Raw genomic sequence first — 22,512 nt, 5'->3', positions numbered from 1 at the left:
TTAGATCGATCATGCAAAAAAAGACCAGAGCCTTTCTTAAATGGGCAGGTGGAAAATATAGTTTAGTGGAAGAGATCACTAAGCGATTGCGCAGTGCAAACAGTGAGGCTGATACTTTGGTAGAGCCTTTTGTGGGTGCTGGCTCTGTGTTTTTAAATAGCAACTTCAAGCGTTATATTTTGAATGATATTAACGCGGATCTGATCAACCTATACAAAGAAATACAGCGTGCGCCTGATGAATTTATCAGTGACGCCAGAAAGCTATTTGTTGAACAGAATAATTGTGCTGATGCATATTACGAGTATCGAAAGCAGTTTAACGAATGTGTCGATGTCTATGAGCGTGCAATTCTGTTTTTATACATGAATCGACATGGCTATAATGGCTTATGTCGATATAATCTTAAAGGTATCTTTAACGTGCCTTTTGGGAAATATAAAAAGCCTTACTTTCCTGAAAATGAGTTATACCACTTCGCTGAAAAAGCTCAGAGTGCGACTTTCACTTGCTTAGGCTATGAGCAAGTATTCAAACGCCTACCTGAAAATTCGGTGATTTATTGCGATCCCCCTTATGTGCCATTGAGCAAGACCGCTTCCTTTACCAGCTACGCAAAAGGCGGCTTTAATTTAGACGATCAAGCTCAGTTGGCTAATCTTGCTGAACGCGCCGCTTTTAAAGGCGACAAGCCTGTGTTGATTTCAAATCATGATACGGTATGGACGAGAAAAATCTACAGTGAAGCTAAGCTGGACGTGATACAGGTTAAAAGAACCATCAGTCCAAAGGGCAACGCACGTAATAAAGTGAATGAATTAATGGCCTTGTATAATAAGCCTCTGTCTCGCAATTAACCGCTACCTTTATCGGCGAGCACTATGCCGTTTACGAGTAAGATGAGTCCCACAACAAATAAAATGACAAAGAGAGTGCCAACGAGGACATAGGGCCAAAAAGGTGTGTGTGTGAAGTCGTATTGATATTTTTTACTGCTCTGAACACCGAACATAGCAGCGAGGACGCTTTGAAAGATGCTTAAGAAAGTCATCATAATGCGTCCTGCCAGCTTATTAAATGTCAGAAATACTTGAACTATCTTGATTTTCATCAGAGCCAATTAATAGCTCTAATAAGTCTAGATAGTGAAACTGAGCATTGCTACTTCCACCAGTTAACCAAGCATACCAACTTGTGTGAGCCTCGCGTTTACAATGTTGATTATTATAATTATAAGATACGTCGACGCATTCACATGAGTTAGCTTGTGCCAGTTCAACGTCGTCATTCCCAAACGAGAATACACCAATTGAAACTATGGTCGCGGATGCCAACAATACTGTCCGTGTTTTTAGCCATGTTACCATAACCATCCCCTCAGCGATTAGCTATCTATTAATAGTACACTATGGATATTTATTAAACAATCGATTTATCTCTTTTCTATGTTGGTTACTCGCAATTGGCTAGCTGTGCATTCGTGTATTTCTTGGATAAATTGGGGTAAAGTAGCGACGCAACTATTAATTAGGGGATCTCATGTCTTTATCAAAAAATGTACAATCAGAATTTTTAATCGCACCATCTATTCTATCCGCTGATTTTGCGCGTTTGGGCAGCGATGTAGAGAGAGTCATTGAGGCGGGCGCAGATGTTGTGCATTTCGACGTCATGGATAATCATTATGTCCCGAACTTAACGTTTGGTCCGATGATTTGTGAAGCACTCAGAAATTACGGTATTACAGCCCCGATTGATGTGCACTTGATGATTAAGCCCGTAGATGCCCTTATCCCTAGTTTTGCTAAAGCGGGCGCGGATATCATCACGTTTCATCCCGAAGCAAGCGAGCACGTTGACCGCAGCCTTGCATTAATCAAAGAGCAAGGCTGTGAAGCTGGTTTAGTGCTAAACCCCGCCACGCCACTACACTACTTAGATTATGTGATGGATAAAGTAGACCAAATTTTATTAATGTCTGTGAACCCTGGCTTTGGAGGACAGAGCTTTATTCCCAATACGCTTGATAAGTTAAAGCAAGTACGAGAGCGCATTGATGCATCAGGCAGAAAAATTCGTTTAGAAGTAGATGGTGGCGTTAAAGTTGACAATATTGCGGAAATTGCAGCGGCTGGCGCAGATATGTTCGTCGCCGGTTCAGCTATTTTCAATCAGCCAGATTATAAAACAGTCATTGATGCAATGCGTCAAGAATTGGCGAAGGTGCGCTAATGAAATTACCAGGCATATTATTTGATTTAGATGGCACATTAGTGGATAGCATTAAAGAGATGCATTTAGCATTGAATTTAGCGTTATCAGATGTGGCTTTTCCAGTCGTCTCGCCAGGTCAAGTACAGCAATGGGTTGGTAATGGCATAGAGGTTTTAGTTCAACGCGGTTTGAGCTGTCACTTTGAGATTAACCCTCACTTATCCGATGCGCTTATTGAGCAGGCAACTGAGCGCTTCAAGGTGCATTATCAGGCGCTAGTTGGTGAACATGCTGAACTTTACCCAGGTGTTGAAATTGGTTTATATGAATTGAGCGAGTTGCCAAAAGCCATAGTGACGAATAAAAGTAGAGCATTTACATTACAGTTGTTGCAAAAACTTAACATTGCAAAGCATTTTGATGTTATTGTATGTGGAGATGATGGAAACAAAAAGCCAGCCCCTGATCTGCTGCAACTTGCCTGCGAGCAGCTCGGCATTTCAACTGCAGAGGTTGTCATGATAGGCGACTCCAAAAATGATATTTTAGCTGCGCAAAGCTCGGAGATATCCGTGATTGCAGTAAACTATGGATATAATCAAGGTGAAGCTTTATCACAGTTTAATCCGCAGTACCTCTGTGAGCAGTTCTCAGATATAATTCCTATTTTAACGAACCAAAATTGATATAAAGGAACAAGATGACAAAACCAGTAGTATTAAGTGGCATTCAGCCAACCGGTGGTATGACAATAGGCAATTACGTAGGTGCCATAAACCAGTGGCTTAAGCTACAAGAAGATCACGATTGTTTCTTTATGCTAGTAGATCTTCATGCCATCACGGTACGTCAAGATCCTGCACTGATGCGCGAGCGTGTTCTTGATGGCATCGCAATGTATACAGCGTGTGGTATTGACCCTGAAAAGTCAGCGTTGTTTGTTCAGTCGCAAGTACCTGAACATGCACAGTTAAGCTGGGTACTTAACTGCTATGCGCAGATGGGTGAATTGAACCGCATGACACAGTTTAAAGATAAGTCTTCAAAGCATGCTAACAACGTTAACGTTGGCTTATTTTCATACCCTGTTTTGCAAGCGGCAGACATCTTAATTTATCAAGCTGATCAAGTACCTGTTGGTGAAGATCAAAAGCAACACCTTGAGCTTACGCGTGATATTGCGACTCGCTTTAACAATATTTATGGCGATGTATTTAAAGTGCCTGAGCCGTATATTCCTGAATTAGGTGCTCGTGTAATGAGTCTACAAGACCCGTTAAAGAAAATGTCTAAGTCAGATGAAAACCCAAATGCATTTGTGCTTTTACTCGATGAACCGAAAAAAATTGAGAAGAAACTGAAAAAAGCAGTAACGGATTCTGACGAGCAGGCGCGCATTTATTTTGATCGCCAAGAAAAGCCGGGCGTATCAAACTTATTAACCTTGTTGTCTGTTGCAACAGGCCGTCCGGTCGATGCATTGGTACCAGAATACGAAGATAAAATGTATGGGCACTTGAAAAAGGACACAGCTGCAGCGGTTGTTGAAATGCTAGAACCTATTCAATCACGTTTTCGTGAGATCCGAGCTGATCAGACATTACTCGATAATATCATGCGCAGCGGCGCAGAAAGAGCAGGCGAGCGTGCTGAAAAAACGTTAAAAGCCGTTTATGACGCAGTCGGGTTTATTCCACGCCCATAAAACGATATGCAATCGAGATCGAAAAGCCAAAGTGTACAGACGTACTTTGGCTTTTTTAGTTTTAGGCGTTAATTAGCGCGTTACACAGTAGATACCCTGATTAGTTTTACACGCATCTCCTGTTGGACATGTTCTATTTCTAAAGGTGGTTGTTGCGGGAGTAGGCCAAGAACCTGTGCCGCCTGCGATATGTGGCGTGTTTTCATTAGGGAGCAATCGTTTATCTTGTGAAAGTGCCTTTAGGTGCTTTTTATTTAGCTTCATCATTATTTCCTTTATTTAGCTGTATCAAAAGAATATCAGGTTGATTGAATTTTAATCGAAAGTAAAATGATAAAAATTCAAAAGAAGTTAAATAATGAAGAGGGATAAATGGAGTGTTATCAGGGGAAAAAAGAGTGATGAGATTTCACCACTCTTTAGCAAGTAAGTCTCAGACCTACCTACTCTCACGCAATTTTTTATAGCTCAAAATAGTTAGTAAATAATTTATATAACTCTGTGCCTTGATTGACGCTTGCCGAGGCAAAGTGCAAGATAGCAATGGCATCATGTTCAAACTTAATCGGGTTTAAGGCTTCTCCTTGCACATATTTGTCCATGCGCAAAATATTCACTAATGTCTCGCCTGCTTTAATATGTCCGCCCAGCGGTGCAACATACTCGACCATACCGCCCATTGGCGCATAAAAGGCTTTATAATCTTTTAAGTAACAGGCATAACGTTTGATTGAGCTTGGTTGGTAGCCACCTTCAAGGATCACCTCTTTGTGGCTCAAATAGCTCAGGATACTGTCTGCATCCAGCTGTGCTTCTGATAGGTCGATATGCTCTTGAGAGCCGAGTTCCACTGTAAACGCTTCATTGCTCACATCGAATTGCTTACCGTGTTTTTTGAGGGTTTCACTTAGTGTCCACCAAGGGCAGAAACAGGCTTCGTCCATTGCGCCATCAAATTCGTTGGGGATCAGCAATGTATGTGGAATATTGAAATGGTTCGCACTAGTTTGCGCGTACTCAGGACAATATAAGTGCTTTGAAGAAATGGGGCCAGTGTGTAAATCCAATACAAAATCCGCTTCGTGTGCGAGACGTTGTAAATTAACCGCGATCCGCTTGCCTGTTTTCATTGTGTGAAAAGGCTGATTAAGTAGCTCATCCGTTTTTTCAATCAATAATTTTTTAAATTCACTGCGGATCTCTTGTTCAGATGATGCTGTATGACGTATCGCAAACTCTTCTACCAGATGCGTATGGTCATGATACATGCGATTCCAGTTTTCACCTGTGATTGGGTCAAAGCGACCTAAGGTAAACTCTCCTGACTTTTGATTGCAGCCAATTGGGTTGGCGTAGGGAACCAAGGTAATAGAGCCAGACAGCCGAGCTGTTTTGAGCTTTTCTAAAAGTGCATAGATCACGGCATTGCCTTGCACTTCAGCGCCATGCATATTGGCTTGTATATAAACATGAGGGCCCGTACTTTTATCGCCAACTGTAAATACAGGGATAGACATGGCTTGACCATTTGCAAGCTCAGCAACTTGAAAGGATGTTTGATTGATCTGATTCATGGTTACCTCAAGTAATTCTCAGGCGTTAATGGCGGTCTAACACATCGAGTTTGACCCGATTGATAAACGTATTCACTGGGTAGCGTGTGGCACAGAAAATAAGGCATACTTTCAGTGAAGCCGTAGGCGCCACATTGGCTAAATACAATCCAGTCATGCTCATTGATATCTTCTGGCAATGTATGTTCACCGAGGTGATCTAGTGCAGTACAAAGAGGGCCATGTAAAGTAAAAGGCACTGAGTTGTGCTCACTGTCACGTAGTAGCGTGGCAGGAAACGCCTGTGCAGTAACCGCTGGACGTAAAATATGATTGATCCCCCCAGCCAAAATTAATTGATTGCTACCGTAGTTCTGTTTTTGTTCGATAACTGGGTTGACATAGTAGCCACATTCACCGACTGCGAAGCGGCCAAGTTCCATCCATAGCTCATCAATGTTCGTTTGTGTTTTTATGCGTTCTAAGCTGGTTAAAACGGTTTGCCAATTAATGTCAGACTGACCTTCATCATACGGGATACCTAGGCCGCCACCGAGATCGAGCACACGCAAATGAATGTTGAGTTGCTGCGCAAGTGTCAGTAATGGGTCAACCATTTGCTGCCAAAGCAAGGATAGTTTATCAGCGTCAAGCATATTTCCCCATTGGAAAATGTGTAAACCAACAACATCTAAATTAGGAAAGTCAGTCACGACCAGTGAAGACCACTCTTGCGTGCCTAGACCGAAGGGCGTCAAGCTATCTCCACCTAACGGGTTCTTTTCGTTATCAGGCCAGCGCAGTTGAACGCGCAGTAAAATACGCAATGTTGTATTGTGTCGCTTGGCTGCTTCTTGCAACCAAGCCACTTGGTTGAGGCTTTCCGCGACAAAGGTGTTTACACCTTGTGTTAAGAAGGCCTCAATTTGACGTTTGGACTTGGCAGGTCCAGTGTTGAGTACGCGTTTTGGGTCGATACCTTGTGCGAGCACTTGTTGTAATTCTCCGCTGCTTGCAACGTCAAAGTTAAACCCAGCCTGATCGAGTGTTTGGATAACACTTGATAACGGGTTTGCTTTAACGGCATACCATAGTTTCACTACAGATTGGTCGGTTAATTGCTGCAAGTGCGCGCGCAATGCATCTAGGTCGTAAAGATAAAATGGCTCATGTTGGCTCTGTGTCAAAGCGGTAATGGCATCTTTTACTGGCGTACTCAAAGCTGGCATTAGCGAAGTACCTCTTCTAGCTCAAGTGCTGCGTCACTTTGGTCATCGCGATATTTAACAATCAATGCACACGATAAGCTGAGACCTTGCTGTTGAGCCCATTCGCCTTTTGCTGGACGAGAGCCTGGGATGACGATGGCGTTTTCAGGAATGGCTTCGCCTTTGTCTAGTGTACGTTCGTTCACACAGTCATACACAGGGATGCTGGCAGAGAGACGAACACCAGGTGCGAGTACAGCCCCTTTTTTGACGACTACGCCCTCAACAAGTACACAGCCTGCGCCAATGAACGCATCGTCTTCGACAACAACTGGGCTAGCACCAACAGGCTCCAATACACCACCGACTTGCACTGCTGCGCTAAGGTGAACATTTTTACCAATTTGTGCACATGAACCAACCAGAGCATGACTGTCCACCATAGTACCTTCGTCGATGTACGCGCCAATGTTGACATAGGCTGGTGGCATGATGATGGTACCCGCTGCGACGTAAGCACCGCGACGAACACTGCTTCCACCTGGTACCATACGTACGCCTGCTTCAGCAGCAAAGCCTTGTGGCGCTAGATTATCTTTATCTACAAAACCACCAGGGTATTCGATGTTTGTGCCATTTCTAAACGCTTCTAAGATCCCTTCTTTGACTTCGACATTTGCATGCCAATTGCCTTGCTCATCCTGTGTTGCTGCGCGAACAGTGCCGTTTTCTAGATTGTTTAATAGGGTTAACCAGCTCATGATACTTCCTTAACTCCAAGATAAAATTGTTGAATTTGCGGTTTTAATAAATGTGGTGTCACTGAGTTCTAAGTGTGTCAGTGGTGGGCGCAGGCGCGGTGTTTCTAACTGGCCCTGTAAGTGCATTAACACTTTGACTGGGATTGGGTTAGCAACACTAAATAAGCTGTTTACGGCATCTGTCCAGGTAGTAAATAAATTTGGAAAGGTGCCCGCTAAAGAGCGCTTTACAAACTCCGCAGTTTGCTGTGGCCACGCGTTGGCAGCAACAGACACAAGGCCTGCAGCTCCCGCTTGCGCAAAGTAAGGCATCAAACCGTCATCACCGCTATAAATTGCAAGCTCAGGGGAGGCTTTTCGGAATGATTCAAATGTGGCAATGTCGCCACTCGCTTCTTTAAGCGCCCATAGGTTTGGATGTGAAGATAAATTCTCGATTACATTTGGGCTAATTGAAACCGCGCTTCGACTCGGTACATTGTATAACATGCAAGGGTGGTTACTCGCATCTAGCAATGTTTTAAACCAGTGAGTCAGACCGACGTTGCCGGGCTTGGCGTACAAAGGTGAGCCAACTAAAAATGCATCGACGGGTTGCGTATTACAAAACTCAACCCATTCTAATTGGAGTGCGAGATCATATCCGCCGATGGCCACCATCAAAGGTACATTGGGTGAAAGATCGCAGACAAAGCGAACGATGTCGCGTTGCTCTTGAGCAGAAAGTGCAAGACCTTCTCCGGTACTGCCAAGTAACAGGATGCCGTTACCCGCATCTTGCTGCGCATGTACCAACTGCGTTAATGTTGCAAAATCAACGTGATTATTCTCGTCGAACGGCGTAACAAGCGCAGTCCACAACGGGTAGTCAGATAAGTTGTATTTAGATTTCATCTCTACCGAACTTAAATGCTGCTCGGAGAAGTGGGACATAAGATATGAAGTCCAGCTTCCGAACAATTAAAATTCGAAGAGCAATGGACTTAAAATAGAATAAGGCTCGGCCTTAATCTTTCTAAGACCAGAAGCTCTCCACCAAATATGTTGGTGACAGTCGCAGGGATTCAGCCCATGCGCCCGAAAAAATCACTCAGCAAAAATGATTTTTTCTCGGCGTTAATTCCCCTCACTAGATGTCGACGGAGTTTGCTCTCCTCAACCTAGCTACCTGAATAACGCACCTCTTCCAGCCCTCAAAACAGCTTATAAAGCTATTTTGCGATATTAGGGTCAGCGCAAATTGAAACATTTTGGCCATCTAGGTGTCAAGCATCAATCTGTAAAAGATGAAAATTAAGCTACACTTGGATATAAAAGCTGTGCGCTTCACCATTGTTTTTTGCATCCAACAAGGAGACAATCGGTTGCTTAAAATACTGAAAACCTTTCGTTTTAGATACATACTTGCCATTTCTATCATGATGATAGTGATCACAACTGCTATGGCGACGATGCAAGTGCTGTTATCTCAGCAAGCGGCCAGTGCTCGGGTAATTAATACTGCTGGGATGCAGAGAATGTTATCGCAAAAGGCTGCATTGCTATTAGGTGCTGAATACATCAGACAGCACCCAGGCGCATTTGATGAGCAGCAAATGCTGCGTGATACATTGAGTACGATGGCTGAAAATCAAGCTTTTTTACTGCAGCAATCTGAGCAAAAATATGTCCATTTATCCGCTGATTTACAGGCGTTTTATTTTCAGCAACCCGTTGCGTTAGCAACACGCGTAGATCAGTTTATCGTATTGGTTGAATCAGCACATAAACAAGCTTTATTAGGCCAGTTAAAAGTAGAGCGTCTGATCCAGGTTCAAACTCGTGCCAGTGAGCTCTTGGTATATTTAGATCAAGCGGTGACTCTGCATGAACTGGTTGCAACAGACAAGGTTAAAAAGTTACAAAATGTTGAGCTCTTTATTTGGATTTTTGGCTTATTAATCTTGATATTAGAAGCCCGCTGGATTTTTTATCCCATGGAGCAAAGCATTCAAAATAAGATTGCGCACTTACAGAAGTTACGCTTAGAAGCAAACCGTTTAAAGCGCAGTAAAAGTGAGTTTTTGGCCAGAGCGAGTCATGAAATGCGCACGCCATTGCAAGCGATTATGGGCTATTTAACTTTGTTTAAAGAATCGGCGAAAGCTGCGCATTTAGAAGTTGTAGAGCATGCCGCTAAGCAACTTAATATTTTGTTATCGTCTATAGATGATTATAACGTGCTTTCGGAGCACAAAGACATCAAGTTAGAGAGCAAAGTTGCCTGTCTGTGTGAGACCATTTCTCATGCTGTGGCAATTTATAAGCCATTGCTACAACAGAAGTCCGTCTTGTTTAATATTGATTTAGGGGAAGGGCTTTCTAAAGCTGTGGCGTGCGATCATAATCGCACCGCTTGGCTGGTTGGGCAAATTTTAGATAATGCCGTGAAATATACGGAATATGGCGAAGTGAGTTTAGAAGCAGACTGTATCGTGACAAAAAGTGGTGAAGGTATTTTTAGATGCATTATCTCTGACACTGGCCCGGGTATTGCGCAATCACAAGCAAAAATTGATGAAGAGGAAAACTTTCAAGGCATGCAATTGGGTTTAACGCGTGCGCAATTGATTGTCACTATGCTTGGCGGAAAAATTGTTTTTTCTGATAACGTGCCACATGGCACGCAAGTGCTGTTAGAGCTACCTGTTGAAATTGTCAAACAATCACCGCCTAGCTCAATTATAGAAAGGCGCGAAGTGCCTGTATTGCTGGTGGAGGATAATTTACTCAATGCCCGCGTTGTGGTGGCTTTGCTTGAAAAGCTAGGATTATCAGTTGCGCATGTCGTCAATGGGCAAGAAGCGTTGTCTGAGCTGCAAAAGCAAGACTTTAGCCTAGTGCTGATGGATTTGAATATGCCGATCATGGATGGTTTTACGGCGATAAAAATGATCAGGCATAATCTTGGGCTTGAAGTGCCGATATTAGTGCTTACGGCCAATACCTCAGAGCAAGCGGTTAGCAGAGTCTATGAGCTCGGCGCGAATACACATTTGTTTAAACCTGTGGATTTGCAAGCACTGCAAGAGAAAGTTGAAATTTTGATTATGCCTTCAATGGCCAGTAATACACTGTAAAGCAGCTTTTTAAAACATAGTGATGGGTGCAAGATGGATACACCCATTTTTATGCTCTAAATTCGCTTAACAGTAAAGCCCTGTGTTTTTAGAAGTGCAATGAGCCCGTCTTTTTTTGGTAAATGCAGTGCACCTACAGCAATAAAATGTGAAGTCTTCTTCATATCGGGCACTAGTGTGCGCACCCAAGTATGATTGCGATCGATCACTAAGATTTGCTCGGCAAGGCGTGCATATTTTGAGTCATCAAAGCTTAAATCATAGTAGCTGGCTAATTTGTTATCGTTACCTGTTTTCCATGCGTTGATCATTTCTTTAATAAAGCCATCGGAATCCTGCATTTGCGATAGAGTTTGCGTGACCATTTCATCACTGAATATGGCGACATGGCTGAACATTTCTAGTTGTTGTTCAAATACTTCCAATTCTTTAATCTGTTTATTGTGTTGGTTGGCATAGGCAATAACCTGCTTATCAATACCATATGTGTCACTAAATCCAGATTTTTGATATTCAAGTTGAACCATAGTCAAGATAACAGTCCATGCCGGCATGCTATCAAATAGCGCGATATTGATATCGCGTTTGGAGAAATAAATTTTTAGCTGCTGATAGACCTCTTTAGAAAGCGCTTGTGGCAAGGGGCGGCTGTTTGAGTTGGCAATAAATGCAGCTGTTCTATTTTGGATTTCAAACGGGGAGAGCGCATTGATATTAAGTTCAACTACAGTACGTTCTGATTGCTTTATTGCGTTTTTAACCTTATCAGGTAGACCCTTCATACTTGGATCCCCGACATGTACTGTGCCGAATAGGTAAGATGTTACGCCATTTTTTTCGACACTCCAAAGCGCAGGAGAGGCGTAACTCATAGTACTAAAAAGCACTAATAAGCAAAATGAGATAAGTAATTTGAAAGGCAAAATATGTTTCACTGCAGCGGTCCTTTTTAATCTTGGAGTTAACATCATAATCAATTGCTGATGTAAATCACAAAAATTTAATACAAAAACATGATGCGCATAATTGTCATCGATATTTTTGAGACGATTTGTCATTTCCAAAGTTATTTTAATTGAGTTGAATATTTAATTCTTTATGGCGTGTTTTTGGGGTTTTGTTTTTCTTTATTGTGGTTTTGTGACATTTATTTAGCATAGTTTTTATGGTTGACTTGTCGGCTATCGCGGGTTACTAATAGAATAAAGCACAGGCAGTAAGAATAGTTCTGCCGAAAAATGGCATCAAGCACAGTTTAATTTTGGATTTAGATTTATGTTACTAACAGCAACGCTACTAGTCGTGATTATCAACGTGGTGATTATTATTACCGCGGGGGCTTCGTAGTGCTGTAAGAAAAGAATCAGCTGAGAGCCCCCCGCACTGAAAAGTTCGGGGGGCTTTTTCGTTTTAGGGCAAAAAAACAGAGCAAAGGGCAATGAGCAAAACAATGACAGGCGCACAAATGGTGATTGATATCCTTGTTAAACAAGGTATTTCAGACGTATTCGGTTACCCCGGTGGGGCAATTATGCCGATTTACGATGCGCTTTATGGTGCACCACTGAAGCATTATTTAACGCGCCATGAGCAGGGTGCTGGATTTGCTGCGGTCGGTTATGCACGCAGTACAGGTAAGTTAGGGGTGTGTTTTGCCACGTCAGGACCTGGGGCAACAAATCTGGTGACCGCATTGGCGGATGCCATGATGGACTCAGTTCCTCTGCTGGCTATCACAGGCCAAGTACCCACAGCGGCGATTGGCTCAGACGCGTTTCAAGAAGTGGATGTGTTAGGCATGTCGTTGTCTTGTACCAAGCACAGCTTTATGGTCGAGCGCGCCGAAGAGCTTGCTGAAGTGCTTCAGCAAGCAATGCATTTGGCTGTCTCTGGTCGCCCAGGCCCAGTATTGGTTGATATTCCAAAAGATATACAACAAGCCTTGGTGCCGTTTTCGCCATGGACTGCGCAAGTACAGGCTCAAGACGAACCTATTTTGCATGAACTGGGCTTAGCCAATGAGTTGCTACAACAAGCGCAAAAGCCTGTGGCGTATGTTGGTGGTGGTGTTCACAGCGCCGATGCACAGCCTGCCTTGATGGCATTTTTAGCACAGACCAATATGCCTGCGGTGTCGACTTTAAAAGCCCTTGGTAGTGTATTGCCTGAATATGAATATGACTTAGGCATGCTGGGTATGCACGGCACAAAAGCGGCAAACTTAGCCGTACAAGAGTGTGATTTATTGGTGTGTATTGGCGCGCGCTTTGACGACCGAGTAACTGGTAATTTGGCTAAATTTGCCTCGAAAGCAAAAGTGATACATCTCGACATTGATGCGGCAGAAATCGGAAAACGCAAGCCAGCGGCGGCGTCATTGGTGGCGGATTTGAATACCTCTTTACCTTTGCTCAAAGGTGTATTGGCCCCAGCAGCATGGCGAGCGCATATCAGCCGCATGAAACAAGAACATGCGTGGCGATATGATTACCCAGGGGAGAAAGTATTCGCACCGTATTTACTGAATAAGCTCAGTCAGGATGTTCCTAGCGATACTGTGGTTTGCTGTGATGTCGGTCAGCATCAAATGTGGGTCGCGCAGCATATGAAGTTTGCCCATCCGAGTAATCACCTTAGCAGCGGTGGCGCTGGCACCATGGGGTTTGGCCTGCCAGCAGCCATTGGCGCAAAAATAGCACGTCCAGAGAACATGGTGATCACCGTATCTGGCGATGGTTCTATCATGATGAATATTCAGGAACTGGCCACCATCAGAAGAAACAATCTTGCGGTTAAGATTGTGATTTTAGATAACCAAAGACTAGGTATGGTGAGGCAGTGGCAAGAGCTATTTTTCTCAGCGCGATATAGTGAAACAAATTTATCTGACAACCCTGATTTTGTGCAACTTGCTGCTGTATTTGGCATTCCAGGGCAAACCATTACCCATGCATCTGAAGTCGATGGTGCAATTGAACAACTCGTAAATAGTGAAGGGCCTTACATCTTACACGCGTGTATTGATGATAAAGAAAATGTATGGCCACTGGTTCCGCCGGGTGCGGCAAACGATGAAATGTTAACGGAGAATACACAATGAAACATCAATTAACTGTAGCTGTAAAAAATCAAAGCGTGGCTGTTGAGCGTTTCTTGCGTGTGGCACGTCACCGAGGGTTTCGTTTGATGCAGCTTCAATTAGAGGGCCAGGACGAACTGTTTCACGTCAAAATGACGGTAGATAGTGACAAGCCTATCTATCTATTAACGTCACAATTAAATAAGCTAGTGGATGTGCAATCAGTTGATTTGCATACATTACAGCAGCAGGCAATATAACAAAATTAAGGTTTATAAGAATGACACAAACATCTGAATTAATTTGGCACAACGGCGAAATGATCCCTTATCAAGAAGCAACAACGCACGTATTGAGCCACGCACTGCATTATGGCAGCTCGGTTTTTGAAGGGATCCGCGCATATGAAACGCCTAATGGTCCGGCTATTTTTCGCTTAGATGATCATATCCAACGTTTATTTGATTCAGCAAAAATTTATCGCATGGAGATCCCGTTTACAAAAGAAGAGATCAAAACAGCGTGTAAGCAGGCAGTAAAAGAAAATGGTTTTAGCAACGCGTATTTAAGACCGTTTGCGTTCTTAGGGCATGTTGGTTTAGGGCTTAATCCAAAATCACATCGTGCGGATGTCACGGTCGCAGCAATGGAATGGGGTGCTTATCTAGGTGAGGATAGTTTGGCACAAGGTGTTGATGTCTGTGTGTCTTCATGGAGTCGACTTGCCCCAAATACGATGCCGACAGCAGCAAAAGCCGGCGGTAACTATCTATCATCTCAGCTGATTTCAGGTGAAGCAAAGCGCAACGGTTATGTAGAAGGTATTGCGCTAGATGTGAATGGCTATTTGAGCGAAGGCGCGGGTGAGAACTTATTTGTGGTTAAAAAAGGTGTGCTTTATACACCACCTACAACCGCTTGTATTTTGCCTGGCCTGACGCGCGACACGATTATTCATCTCGCCAAAGAGCGTGGTTATGAAGTACGTGAAGAGCCTATTGCCCGTGAAGCACTGTATCTTGCTGATGAATTTTTCATGGTAGGGACTGCTGCAGAGGTAGTACCTGTGCGCAGTGTTGATCAAATTCAAGTGGGTGAAGGCCAACGCGGTCCAATCACAGCAGAATTACAGCAAGCCTATTTTGATTTAGTGAAAGGGCAATCAAGCGATCCTCAGGGCTGGTTAGATTACGTAAACAGCTAGTACTGAGAGTATTTATTTTTTGGGAATGAGGGTTTACCGAGCATCGGTATTTAAATAAAAAGGGGTCAACATGGCTAAGTTACGCAGTAAAACAACGACTGAAGGACGCAAACGAGCAGGCGCAAGAGCGCTTTGGCGTGCGACAGGAATGACGGATGAAGATTTTCACAAACCGATGATCGCGGTCGTCAATTCGTATACACAATTTGTACCTGGTCATGTTCACCTCAACCAACTGAGCGATTTGATGGCAGATGCCATCCGTGAAGCTGGTGGCGTACCTCGTGAATTTAATACCATCGCGATTGATGATGGTATCGCCATGGGTCATGGCGGGATGCTGTACTCTCTACCATCAAGGGATCTCATAGCGGACTCAGTAGAATACATGGTCAATGCGCATTGTGCGGATGCCATGGTGTGTATTTCAAACTGTGACAAGATCACACCGGGGATGCTATTAGCAGCTTTAAGGTTAAATATTCCCGTTATCTTTGTATCGGGTGGGCCAATGGAAGCGGGTAAAACCCGTCTTGCAGACATTGACTTAAAGTTGGACTTAGTTGACGCCATGGTAAAAGGCGCAGATCCGACAGTCAGTGATGAAGATTCTGAGCAGGTTGAGCGTTCAGCTTGCCCAACATGTGGCTCGTGTTCGGGCATGTTTACTGCCAATTCAATGAACTGTCTGCTTGAATCTCTAGGTTTGGCATTACCAGGCAATGGTACAACCCTTGCGACGCATAAAGACAGAGGGCAATTATATAACGGGGCAGCAAAGCGCATTGTTGCACTGTGTGATGAATATTACCGCCAAGATAATAAGGCAGTTTTACCGCGTAATATCGCCAATCAAGCGGCGTTTAATAACGCGATGACACTCGATATCGCGATGGGCGGCTCATCAAATACGGTGTTACATATTTTGGCTGCTGCGCAAGAGGCGGGAGTTGATTTTGACATGGCGGACATTGACCAGTTATCAAGAAATACGCCTTTCCTATGTAAAGTAGCACCAGCCACGCAGCAGTATCACATTGAAGATGTGCACCGTGCTGGTGGCATCATGGCGATATTAAATGAGCTGGCAAAAGCAGATAAGTTAGACCTGAGTGTGGGCCATGTGGCGGGTGGCACATTGGGTGATGTCTTAGCGCGTTGGGATGCCAATGACAGCAATAATGAAAAAGCGCAAAAGTTTTATCGTGCAGGCCCTGCGGGGATCCGTACAACGCAAGCAATGAGCCAAGAATACCGTTGGGATACATTAGATTTGGACCGAGAAGGCGGGTGTATTCGCAGTGCTGAGCATGCATTTCGTCAAGATGGTGGCCTTGCGGTTTTAACCGGCAACCTTGCACCTGATGGCTGTATCGTGAAAAGTGCTGGGGTAGTGGATGAAATGTTGGAATTCACAGGCCCTGCGGTGGTGTATGAATCACAAGATGATGCAGTTGAGGGGATCTTGGGTGGTCAGGTGAAAAAGGGCGATGTCGTGGTGATCCGCTATGAGGGTCCAAAGGGCGGTCCGGGCATGCAAGAAATGCTTTATCCAACCAGTTACTTAAAATCCATGGGCCTTGATAAAGACTGTGCGTTACTTACCGACGGCCGATTTTCAGGAGGCACCTCAGGTTTATCAATTGGTCATGTTTCTCCGGAAGCTGCGAGCGAAGGCACATTGGCATTGATTGAAAATGGCGATTTGATAGCGATTAATATACATACACGTGGCATTGATGTGTTACTCGATGACACTGAGCTTGCTCTGCGTCGAGAGAAGCAACTTGCGCGCGGTAAAGAGGCTTATAAGCCAGTTGATCGCGAACGAGTCGTGACGCCTGCATTAAAAGCATACGCATTGCTGGCAACCAGTGCAGACAAAGGGGCTGTGCGTGATTTAGAGAAATTAGAGGAGCTCAGTTAGCGATGGTGGCACAAGAGCTAGATTACTTTCGGGCTATTATTCAAGCGAATATGGCCCCTCTGGTGAAGCAAACGGATGTGAGTCACTTAAAAGGGTTATCAGAACGGCTCAAGCACCAAGTTTGGCTTAAGCGGGAAGATCAACAACCTGTTTATTCTTTCAAACTCAGAGGCGCATTCAATAAGTTGCGCCAACTGCCTGCGCATTCTCATGTGATCACGGCGTCAGCAGGTAATCATGCGCAAGGGGTGGCACTGAGTGCTGCCCATCTAGGTCATCAGGCAACCATTGTTATGCCTGTGACGACCCCTGAAATAAAAGTGAATGCAGTACGTAATTTGGGCGGACATGTTGTATTACATGGTCACCACTTTGATGCAGCGAATACGTATGCACAATCTTTATGTCAGCAAAAAGGGGGCGTATTTGTGCCACCGTTTGATGATAAAGACGTGATTGTTGGTCAGGGAACAGTTGCACGTGAAATGATGCAGCAATTAGACAAGTTAGATGCAGTGTTTATCCCAGTTGGCGGCGGCGGGCTGCTAGCCGGCATGGCGGTATATATTAAATCCCTGCGCCCGGATATACGTGTGGTTGGCGTCGAAGCGGCGGAAAGCGCGTGTTTGCATGCAGCAATGCAGCAAGGTAAGCCTGTGGAGTTGGAGCAAGTTGGATGTTTTGCTGACGGGATCGCGGTGAAGCGGATCGGTGAAGAAACATTTCGACTTGCGCAGACGTATTGCGATGAAGTGATACTGGTCTCAACCGACGAAATTTGCGCAGCAGTGCAAGATATCTTCGTTGAAACACGGGCAATTGCAGAACCATCAGGCGCGGTTGCGTTAGCTGGACTAAAAAAGTGGAGCATAGCACAGAGCGATTCTGAACTTTCTTTAGCGGCTGTGCTTTCTGGGGCAAATCTCAATTTTGATCGTTTACGATATATTGCTGAGCGGACAGCGCTGGGTGCAAAAAGTGAAGCGTTATTTGGTGTGACCATTGATGAGCAGAAAGGCAGTTTCAAGCAGTTCTGCCAAACTTTGGGTGGGCGTGCGATCACTGAGTTTAACTACCGCTTTGCAGGTGGTACAAAAGCACAAATATTTGTCGGGGTTGGGCTACGAAACGCTGAGCAAGAGTTACAAGAGTTAACCTCAAGTTTCTTTGAAAATGGGTATGAGTTTACCGATTTGTCAAATAACGAGCTGGCCAAATTGCATATTCGTTATATGGTAGGAGGCAAGCCGCCGGTTGAGATCCAAGAGCGGTTATTACGATTTGAGTTTCCAGAATACCCCGGTGCACTACTCAGGTTTTTAGAGACTTTAGGTTGTGAATGGAATATCACCTTGTTCCATTATCGCAATCATGGCGCTGCAAAGGGTCATGTATTGGCGGGGTTTGAAATGGCACCGCAAGAGTATGCAAAATTTGAAGAGCACTTAGGGCGCTTGGGATACGACTATCGAGATGAAACAAGTAATCCATGTTTTTCCCAATACCTTAAATCTGAACAAGATTTTGCACGTAAAGTGGGATGAATTAATCACAATTTCTGTTCTTTCTGTCCTTTGACTTCTATATTCATTGATAGACTCTCTAAGGACAGCCTATGCTTCGTTGCTTTTATTTATTTGCTTTCATTTGCACCAGTGTCCATGCATCCGTTTTAGAGCCTGTCACACTTCAACTTAAGTGGATCCACCAATTTCAATTTGCAGGTTATTATGTTGCTAAGCAAAAAGGCTTTTATCGACAAGCTGGTTTAGACGTGAATATTGTCCCTGCACAAAAGCATCAGCCTGATGAGCAATTTAAAGTACTATCAGGTCAAGCACAGTTTGGTGTTACACATTCGGGGCTGTTAGAGCAGCGTATGCAAGGTAAACCTTTAATTGCACTGGCCTCGGTATTTCAGTCTTCGCCTTATTGTTGGATGGTACGAGCGGACAGTGATATTTATTCCCCAAAAGATTTTCAAGGTAAAAAAATTAGTCACTTGGGGCGTACCGAAGGTGCCGAGTTAGTTTTGATATTAGAGCGTGCGGGAATCGATGTCAGCCAGTTGCCAATTTATTCTGGCTTGTCTCCTTTGCAAGACTTTAAAGCAGGCCAGTTTGATGCGCTGCAAGTATATGTGTCTAATGAACCATTCAAAATGGCACAGCAAGGCATAGCAACACGGCAGATCTGTCCAAAGCACTATGGCATCAATGTTTATGCGGATATTTTATTTACCTCGGAAGATGTTTATAAGTATCGACCTGAAATGGTAGCCAAATTTCGTAGTGCAAGTTTGCGAGGGTGGCGCTATGCGCTGGCGAATTTAGAGGAAGCCTTGCAAATTACTAAGCTCTACGCGACGCAAAAAAGCTTTGAAGAGCTGGCGAATGAAGCTGATAAATTGGTCCCTTTTATAAAAGCCCCAGGGATCCCAATTGGCAATATGTCTCTGGCCAGATGGCAGTGGATAGCACAGCTATATCATTTAGATATTGTGGCTTTTCATGAGCATAAAAATGCGTTTTTATACTCTGAAGAGAGCGCAAATGACATCAATTGGTCGTGGATGCTCATTTTGGCTATCGTGATGAGTATACTATGCGTTCCTATGTATATCGGTTTGGTACTGCAAAGAAAAAGCTATAGTTTGATGGATTGACTGGAAGCTTTAGTGAGAGGTTTTCTATCATCATGATGATAGATTACAATAAGGCTACGTGCAGTAACTATAAAATTTTATGATCTCGTCTTACATCACACACTTTCAGTCACTTGATAGACTGCTCCATGAAACACGTCAGTATTGGCAATTATTAGCCTTTGATCATTTGGTAACGCCTTGGCCTGAGTTAGACGAATATTTATCGACATTAGATGAGCAAACTGTCACTGCACTGGATATGGATCAAGGTGCTTTGCAGCAAGCTTTGGCAAAGTATATTCCGCAGCTAACCGAGATAAGTGAGTTAACACAGATCACATTGACTGAGCGTCCGCGCACTGAGCTGCCTTTTTGGTTAAGTAATGGCATCAAGGGGCGTAAAGTTGGTCAATTACAAGATTTTGTCTCTGCACTGAATGAGCGGCAACTTCCGGTATTGGAGTGGTGTGCGGGGAAAGGGCATTTGGGGCGGATCTTAGCTTATACGGGCGTACCGCATGTAGACAGTATTGAATTGCAAGCCCACTTATGTGAGCAAGGAGCGCAGAGTGCTGCGCATCAAAAGCTCGATATGACGTTTCACTGCGCTGATGTGCTGAGCGATCCTGTGAGCCATCACTTTAAAGTAGCGCAACATGCGGTGGCACTGCATGCTTGCGGTAAGTTACATCAGAATTTTATGCGTGAAGCAGCTAAGGTGGGCTGTGAGAAAATTAGCTTATCGCCTTGTTGTTATCACTTGTTTACCAGTGATGAATATCAACCAATGAGTGAAGAAGGCCAGCAAAGTGCGCTGCGTTTAACACATAATGACATGAAGTTAGCGCTACAGGAGACGGTGACCGCACCAAGTAGAGTGGCCAAGGTACGCAAAAAAGAAGTACTGTGGCGATTGGCTTTTGATGCGCTTCGACGGGACATCACTCAGACAGATCATTATGTCAGTGTCCCCTCAGTAAATAAGGCTATTTTTTCTGGTGAATTTGCTGATTTTTGTGTGTGGGCAGCAAACAAAAAAGGCATCGATTTGCCTGAGCAGGTCGACTATCAGCGTTATTTATTACAGGCACAAACAAGGCAAAAAGTGACTGAGCGCATTGAGCTAGTTCGCCATGGTTTTCGGCGTGCGATTGAATTGTGGCTTGTACTAGATAGAATGTTATATTTGCATGCAAAGGGGTATGACGTGACGCTAGAGCAGTTTTGTGAAAAGTCACTAACACCAAGGAATTTATTGATACAGGCAACCAAACGCCAGTAGCGCGAGGAAAAGCAATGTGCCAAAAACACAACAGTCACTTAGCACACTTATTGGAAAACAACCGCCAGTGGGCAGAGCGCACGCGGATCCGCGATCCTGAGTTTTTTAAGACTTTATCGATGCAGCAAAATCCAGATTATTTGTGGATTGGCTGCTCTGACTCGCGCGTACCCGCCAATGAAATTGTTGACCTAATGCCTGGTGAGCTGTTTGTTCACCGAAATGTGGCTAATGTGGTGGTACATACGGATCATAATTGTTTGTCAGTGATGCAATATGCGGTCGAGGTACTAAAAGTAAGCCACATTATGGTGGTGGGTCATTACGGCTGTGGTGGTGTTAAAGCGGCGTTAGAGGAAGCTAAATTTGGTTTGATAGACAATTGGTTGAGACATGTTGTTGATATCAAAGAAAAGCATCAGGCATTGTTACGCGAAGTCACTGAGGTTGAGCGCAGCGATGTATTATGCGAGCTGAATGTCATCGAGCAAGTACGCAATGTTTGTCGCACGAGTATAGTGCAAGACGCATGGCAGCGCGGGCAACAGCTAAAAGTGCATGGTTGGGTTTATGGGTTGGCAGATGGCCTACTTAACGAGTTGGTACCAGGCGTGAGCTCTCAATCTTGTTTGGCAATGAGTTATGAACAATCCTTGCTCTCGTTAGTCACGCGTCATTTAGATAAAGCGGTCGAGCAAACTGGGTAATTCACATACAATAGCATTAAGTGTATTACAGATGTTTGCTCTAGCCGCGTCGATGAGCAGATTTGAGCTGAATATGACAGGCAGAAAAACGCTCACTAAGTTGCGTGGTGTGAAGGATGTTTAATAGGCATACTTGGTCAACTAAACCGGAGTGATGGTGTGAAGATTACTAAGAGGGTGTGATTTCCCCTTGTTGCACCCCTCGATTAGCCACTCAACAAAGGTTTTTATTTGATCGCGGTAATGACTTCCTGCGCTAAAGTGAATGAAAAAATCGCCCCAAGGCAAATGGAAACTTAAATTATCCAAGGCAATGAGCTGACCTTGTTTGATACTATTATTAATAATAAAGTCGGAGCTCATTGCTATACCGCCTTTCCCTTGGGCTATTTTGGCTGCTAACAATCCATGGCTTACGTGCTGAATTGTTAAGTTTGAAGGGATATCTAGCTTTTGTTGCTGTATCCAAATTAACCAATCTTGTCCGTTCTCGGAGCTTATGAGTGGGAAGTCTAACAAGGATTGAGGTTTTTCTAAATCTAATTGCTTATAGATTTCTGGAGCGCAAACTGGAAACCAATATTCCTCTCTGATCTGTTTGGTAATAAAGTTTGGTGGAGCAGGCCAGGCGCCTACTAAAACATCGTACTCTAATGGATCTGTTACTTCAGCTTCGCCTGTCATTGAAAAGTCTATGCTAATGTCAGGGTGTAATTCATTAAACTCAGGTATTCTAGGTGCCATCCATTCTACCGCAATGGCGGTTTGTGCTATCACTTTGAGCTTAACATTCTTCTCTAGGATAAGATGGTCTGTGACCGTTTGCATTCGCTTAAAACACTCTCTTATCACTGAGAAAAAAATATCACCATCTCCAGTTAATGAAATTTTATTGTTGCTTCTTGTAAATAGCTTTTTGTCTAAAAATACTTCTAGTGACTTAATTTGATGACTAATTGCACTTTGGCTTACACACAGTTCTTGTGCAGCAAGGCTAAAGCTCAAATGCCTTGCTGTGGCTTCAAATGCTTGCATAGATTTCAATGGTGGTAGCTTACTCACAATATTCCTTATCAATTCTATTCATGCGCATGTTAGTTCTTATC

General features: G+C 43.9%; 22 protein-coding genes and 1 riboswitch. Of the genes, 13 read left to right on the top strand and 9 right to left on the bottom strand.

Annotated elements, in window-relative coordinates:
- Positions 1–11: 11 nt before the first annotated feature.
- Positions 12–857, top strand: coding sequence for a Dam family site-specific DNA-(adenine-N6)-methyltransferase (locus L1077_RS03790; RefSeq protein ID WP_237135650.1), 846 nt, complete (start codon positions 12–14; stop codon positions 855–857).
- Here L1077_RS03790 and L1077_RS03785 read toward each other — a convergent pair.
- Together L1077_RS03785 and L1077_RS03780 are read right to left on the bottom strand one after the other, a co-directional pair.
- On the bottom strand, positions 854–1,054 hold the full coding sequence (locus tag L1077_RS03785) for a DUF2970 domain-containing protein (RefSeq protein ID WP_343222081.1): 201 nt from the start codon (positions 1,052–1,054) through the stop codon (positions 854–856). The genes L1077_RS03790 and L1077_RS03785 overlap by 4 nt on opposite strands.
- A gap of 19 nt (positions 1,055–1,073) precedes the next feature.
- Entirely contained in the window at positions 1,074–1,367 is a 294-nt protein-coding gene (locus tag L1077_RS03780) for a hypothetical protein (RefSeq protein WP_063362826.1), read from the bottom strand.
- A gap of 172 nt (positions 1,368–1,539) precedes the next feature.
- Between L1077_RS03780 and rpe the strand changes: the two genes are divergently transcribed.
- The 3 genes from rpe to trpS are packed head-to-tail and all read left to right on the top strand — an operon-like array spanning position 1,540 to position 3,919.
- Entirely contained in the window at positions 1,540–2,232 is a 693-nt protein-coding gene (rpe, locus tag L1077_RS03775) for a ribulose-phosphate 3-epimerase (RefSeq protein WP_237135649.1), read from the top strand.
- Entirely contained in the window at positions 2,232–2,900 is a 669-nt protein-coding gene (locus L1077_RS03770; RefSeq protein ID WP_237135648.1) for an HAD family hydrolase, read from the top strand. The genes rpe and L1077_RS03770 overlap by 1 nt, the downstream gene beginning before the upstream one ends.
- Before the next feature lie 14 nt (positions 2,901–2,914).
- Complete coding sequence (trpS, locus tag L1077_RS03765) at positions 2,915–3,919, top strand: tryptophan--tRNA ligase (RefSeq protein WP_237135647.1); 1,005 nt, start codon at positions 2,915–2,917, stop codon at positions 3,917–3,919.
- A 72-nt stretch (positions 3,920–3,991) separates the two neighbouring features.
- Here the strand turns inward: trpS and L1077_RS03760 are convergent, their stop codons facing one another.
- The 5 genes from L1077_RS03760 to dapA form a co-directional block, all read right to left on the bottom strand.
- The gene (locus tag L1077_RS03760; RefSeq protein WP_237135646.1) at positions 3,992–4,186 is read right to left on the bottom strand and encodes a hypothetical protein; all 195 of its coding nucleotides are present in this window, start codon (positions 4,184–4,186) and stop codon (positions 3,992–3,994) included.
- Positions 4,187–4,380: 194 nt separating this feature from the next.
- On the bottom strand, positions 4,381–5,493 hold the full coding sequence (locus L1077_RS03755) for a succinylglutamate desuccinylase/aspartoacylase family protein (protein ID WP_237135645.1): 1,113 nt from the start codon (positions 5,491–5,493) through the stop codon (positions 4,381–4,383).
- A 2-nt stretch (positions 5,494–5,495) separates the two neighbouring features.
- Positions 5,496–6,701, bottom strand: coding sequence for a PLP-dependent decarboxylase (locus L1077_RS03750; RefSeq protein WP_237135644.1), 1,206 nt, complete (start codon positions 6,699–6,701; stop codon positions 5,496–5,498).
- Positions 6,701–7,441: a 2,3,4,5-tetrahydropyridine-2,6-dicarboxylate N-succinyltransferase gene (locus L1077_RS03745; protein WP_237135643.1), complete on the bottom strand. Its 741-nt coding sequence runs from the start codon at positions 7,439–7,441 to the stop codon at positions 6,701–6,703. The genes L1077_RS03750 and L1077_RS03745 overlap by 1 nt, the downstream gene beginning before the upstream one ends.
- A gap of 9 nt (positions 7,442–7,450) precedes the next feature.
- Positions 7,451–8,335, bottom strand: coding sequence for a 4-hydroxy-tetrahydrodipicolinate synthase (dapA, locus tag L1077_RS03740; RefSeq protein WP_237135710.1), 885 nt, complete (start codon positions 8,333–8,335; stop codon positions 7,451–7,453).
- Positions 8,336–8,458: 123 nt separating this feature from the next.
- Positions 8,459–8,635, bottom strand: a riboswitch (Lysine riboswitch).
- Between the two features lie 170 nt (positions 8,636–8,805).
- Between dapA and L1077_RS03735 the strand changes: the two genes are divergently transcribed.
- Complete coding sequence (locus tag L1077_RS03735; RefSeq protein WP_237135642.1) at positions 8,806–10,560, top strand: response regulator; 1,755 nt, start codon at positions 8,806–8,808, stop codon at positions 10,558–10,560.
- Between the two features lie 56 nt (positions 10,561–10,616).
- Here the strand turns inward: L1077_RS03735 and L1077_RS03730 are convergent, their stop codons facing one another.
- Entirely contained in the window at positions 10,617–11,495 is an 879-nt protein-coding gene (locus L1077_RS03730; protein ID WP_237135641.1) for a TraB/GumN family protein, read from the bottom strand.
- A 515-nt stretch (positions 11,496–12,010) separates the two neighbouring features.
- Here L1077_RS03730 and ilvG point away from each other — a divergent pair.
- From ilvG to can, 8 genes are all read left to right on the top strand, one after another.
- Positions 12,011–13,660: an acetolactate synthase 2 catalytic subunit gene (gene ilvG / locus L1077_RS03725; RefSeq protein ID WP_237135709.1), complete on the top strand. Its 1,650-nt coding sequence runs from the start codon at positions 12,011–12,013 to the stop codon at positions 13,658–13,660.
- A complete protein-coding gene (ilvM, locus tag L1077_RS03720; RefSeq protein ID WP_063356859.1) occupies positions 13,657–13,899 on the top strand; it encodes an acetolactate synthase 2 small subunit in 243 nt (80 codons plus the stop codon). The genes ilvG and ilvM overlap by 4 nt, the downstream gene beginning before the upstream one ends.
- A 20-nt stretch (positions 13,900–13,919) precedes the next feature.
- Positions 13,920–14,843 (top strand): branched-chain amino acid transaminase, encoded by a 924-nt coding sequence (locus L1077_RS03715; RefSeq protein ID WP_039607581.1) that lies wholly within the window; start codon positions 13,920–13,922, stop codon positions 14,841–14,843.
- Positions 14,844–14,913: 70 nt separating this feature from the next.
- Positions 14,914–16,770, top strand: a complete 1,857-nt coding sequence (gene ilvD / locus L1077_RS03710) for a dihydroxy-acid dehydratase (protein WP_237135640.1) — start codon at positions 14,914–14,916, stop codon at positions 16,768–16,770.
- A 2-nt stretch (positions 16,771–16,772) separates the two neighbouring features.
- A complete protein-coding gene (gene ilvA, locus L1077_RS03705) occupies positions 16,773–18,314 on the top strand; it encodes a threonine ammonia-lyase, biosynthetic (RefSeq protein ID WP_237135639.1) in 1,542 nt (513 codons plus the stop codon).
- A 71-nt stretch (positions 18,315–18,385) separates the two neighbouring features.
- On the top strand, positions 18,386–19,435 hold the full coding sequence (locus L1077_RS03700) for an ABC transporter substrate-binding protein (RefSeq protein WP_237135638.1): 1,050 nt from the start codon (positions 18,386–18,388) through the stop codon (positions 19,433–19,435).
- Positions 19,436–19,514: 79 nt separating this feature from the next.
- A complete protein-coding gene (locus tag L1077_RS03695) occupies positions 19,515–20,699 on the top strand; it encodes a methyltransferase (RefSeq protein ID WP_237135637.1) in 1,185 nt (394 codons plus the stop codon).
- Positions 20,700–20,713: 14 nt separating this feature from the next.
- Complete coding sequence (gene can / locus L1077_RS03690; protein WP_237135636.1) at positions 20,714–21,406, top strand: carbonate dehydratase; 693 nt, start codon at positions 20,714–20,716, stop codon at positions 21,404–21,406.
- Positions 21,407–21,547: 141 nt separating this feature from the next.
- Here the strand turns inward: can and L1077_RS03685 are convergent, their stop codons facing one another.
- The gene (locus L1077_RS03685) at positions 21,548–22,468 is read right to left on the bottom strand and encodes a LysR family transcriptional regulator (protein ID WP_237135635.1); all 921 of its coding nucleotides are present in this window, start codon (positions 22,466–22,468) and stop codon (positions 21,548–21,550) included.
- Positions 22,469–22,512 lie beyond the last annotated feature (44 nt).

The sequence above is a fragment of the Pseudoalteromonas luteoviolacea genome (genome assembly GCF_021654285.1).
Lineage (GTDB): Bacteria > Pseudomonadota > Gammaproteobacteria > Enterobacterales > Alteromonadaceae > Pseudoalteromonas > Pseudoalteromonas luteoviolacea_J.
Note: the sequence above shows the minus strand (reverse complement) of the source record. Positions and strands in the feature narration are given on the sequence as shown.

Coding starts and splice junctions, on each gene's coding strand:
- ilvD (WP_237135640.1), top strand. CDS start 14,914: ATGGCTAAGTTACGCAGTAAAACAACGACTGAAGGACGCAAACGAGCA.
- L1077_RS03700 (WP_237135638.1), top strand. CDS start 18,386: ATGCTTCGTTGCTTTTATTTATTTGCTTTCATTTGCACCAGTGTCCAT.
- rpe (WP_237135649.1), top strand. CDS start 1,540: ATGTCTTTATCAAAAAATGTACAATCAGAATTTTTAATCGCACCATCT.
- L1077_RS03745 (WP_237135643.1), bottom strand. CDS start 7,441: ATGAGCTGGTTAACCCTATTAAACAATCTAGAAAACGGCACTGTTCGC.
- L1077_RS03715 (WP_039607581.1), top strand. CDS start 13,920: ATGACACAAACATCTGAATTAATTTGGCACAACGGCGAAATGATCCCT.
- ilvG (WP_237135709.1), top strand. CDS start 12,011: ATGACAGGCGCACAAATGGTGATTGATATCCTTGTTAAACAAGGTATT.
- L1077_RS03790 (WP_237135650.1), top strand. CDS start 12: ATGCAAAAAAAGACCAGAGCCTTTCTTAAATGGGCAGGTGGAAAATAT.
- ilvA (WP_237135639.1), top strand. CDS start 16,773: ATGGTGGCACAAGAGCTAGATTACTTTCGGGCTATTATTCAAGCGAAT.
- L1077_RS03695 (WP_237135637.1), top strand. CDS start 19,515: ATGATCTCGTCTTACATCACACACTTTCAGTCACTTGATAGACTGCTC.
- L1077_RS03770 (WP_237135648.1), top strand. CDS start 2,232: ATGAAATTACCAGGCATATTATTTGATTTAGATGGCACATTAGTGGAT.
- L1077_RS03755 (WP_237135645.1), bottom strand. CDS start 5,493: ATGAATCAGATCAATCAAACATCCTTTCAAGTTGCTGAGCTTGCAAAT.
- L1077_RS03750 (WP_237135644.1), bottom strand. CDS start 6,701: ATGCCAGCTTTGAGTACGCCAGTAAAAGATGCCATTACCGCTTTGACA.
- ilvM (WP_063356859.1), top strand. CDS start 13,657: ATGAAACATCAATTAACTGTAGCTGTAAAAAATCAAAGCGTGGCTGTT.
- trpS (WP_237135647.1), top strand. CDS start 2,915: ATGACAAAACCAGTAGTATTAAGTGGCATTCAGCCAACCGGTGGTATG.
- L1077_RS03780 (WP_063362826.1), bottom strand. CDS start 1,367: ATGGTAACATGGCTAAAAACACGGACAGTATTGTTGGCATCCGCGACC.
- can (WP_237135636.1), top strand. CDS start 20,714: ATGTGCCAAAAACACAACAGTCACTTAGCACACTTATTGGAAAACAAC.
- L1077_RS03785 (WP_343222081.1), bottom strand. CDS start 1,054: ATGATGACTTTCTTAAGCATCTTTCAAAGCGTCCTCGCTGCTATGTTC.
- dapA (WP_237135710.1), bottom strand. CDS start 8,335: ATGAAATCTAAATACAACTTATCTGACTACCCGTTGTGGACTGCGCTT.
- L1077_RS03760 (WP_237135646.1), bottom strand. CDS start 4,186: ATGATGAAGCTAAATAAAAAGCACCTAAAGGCACTTTCACAAGATAAA.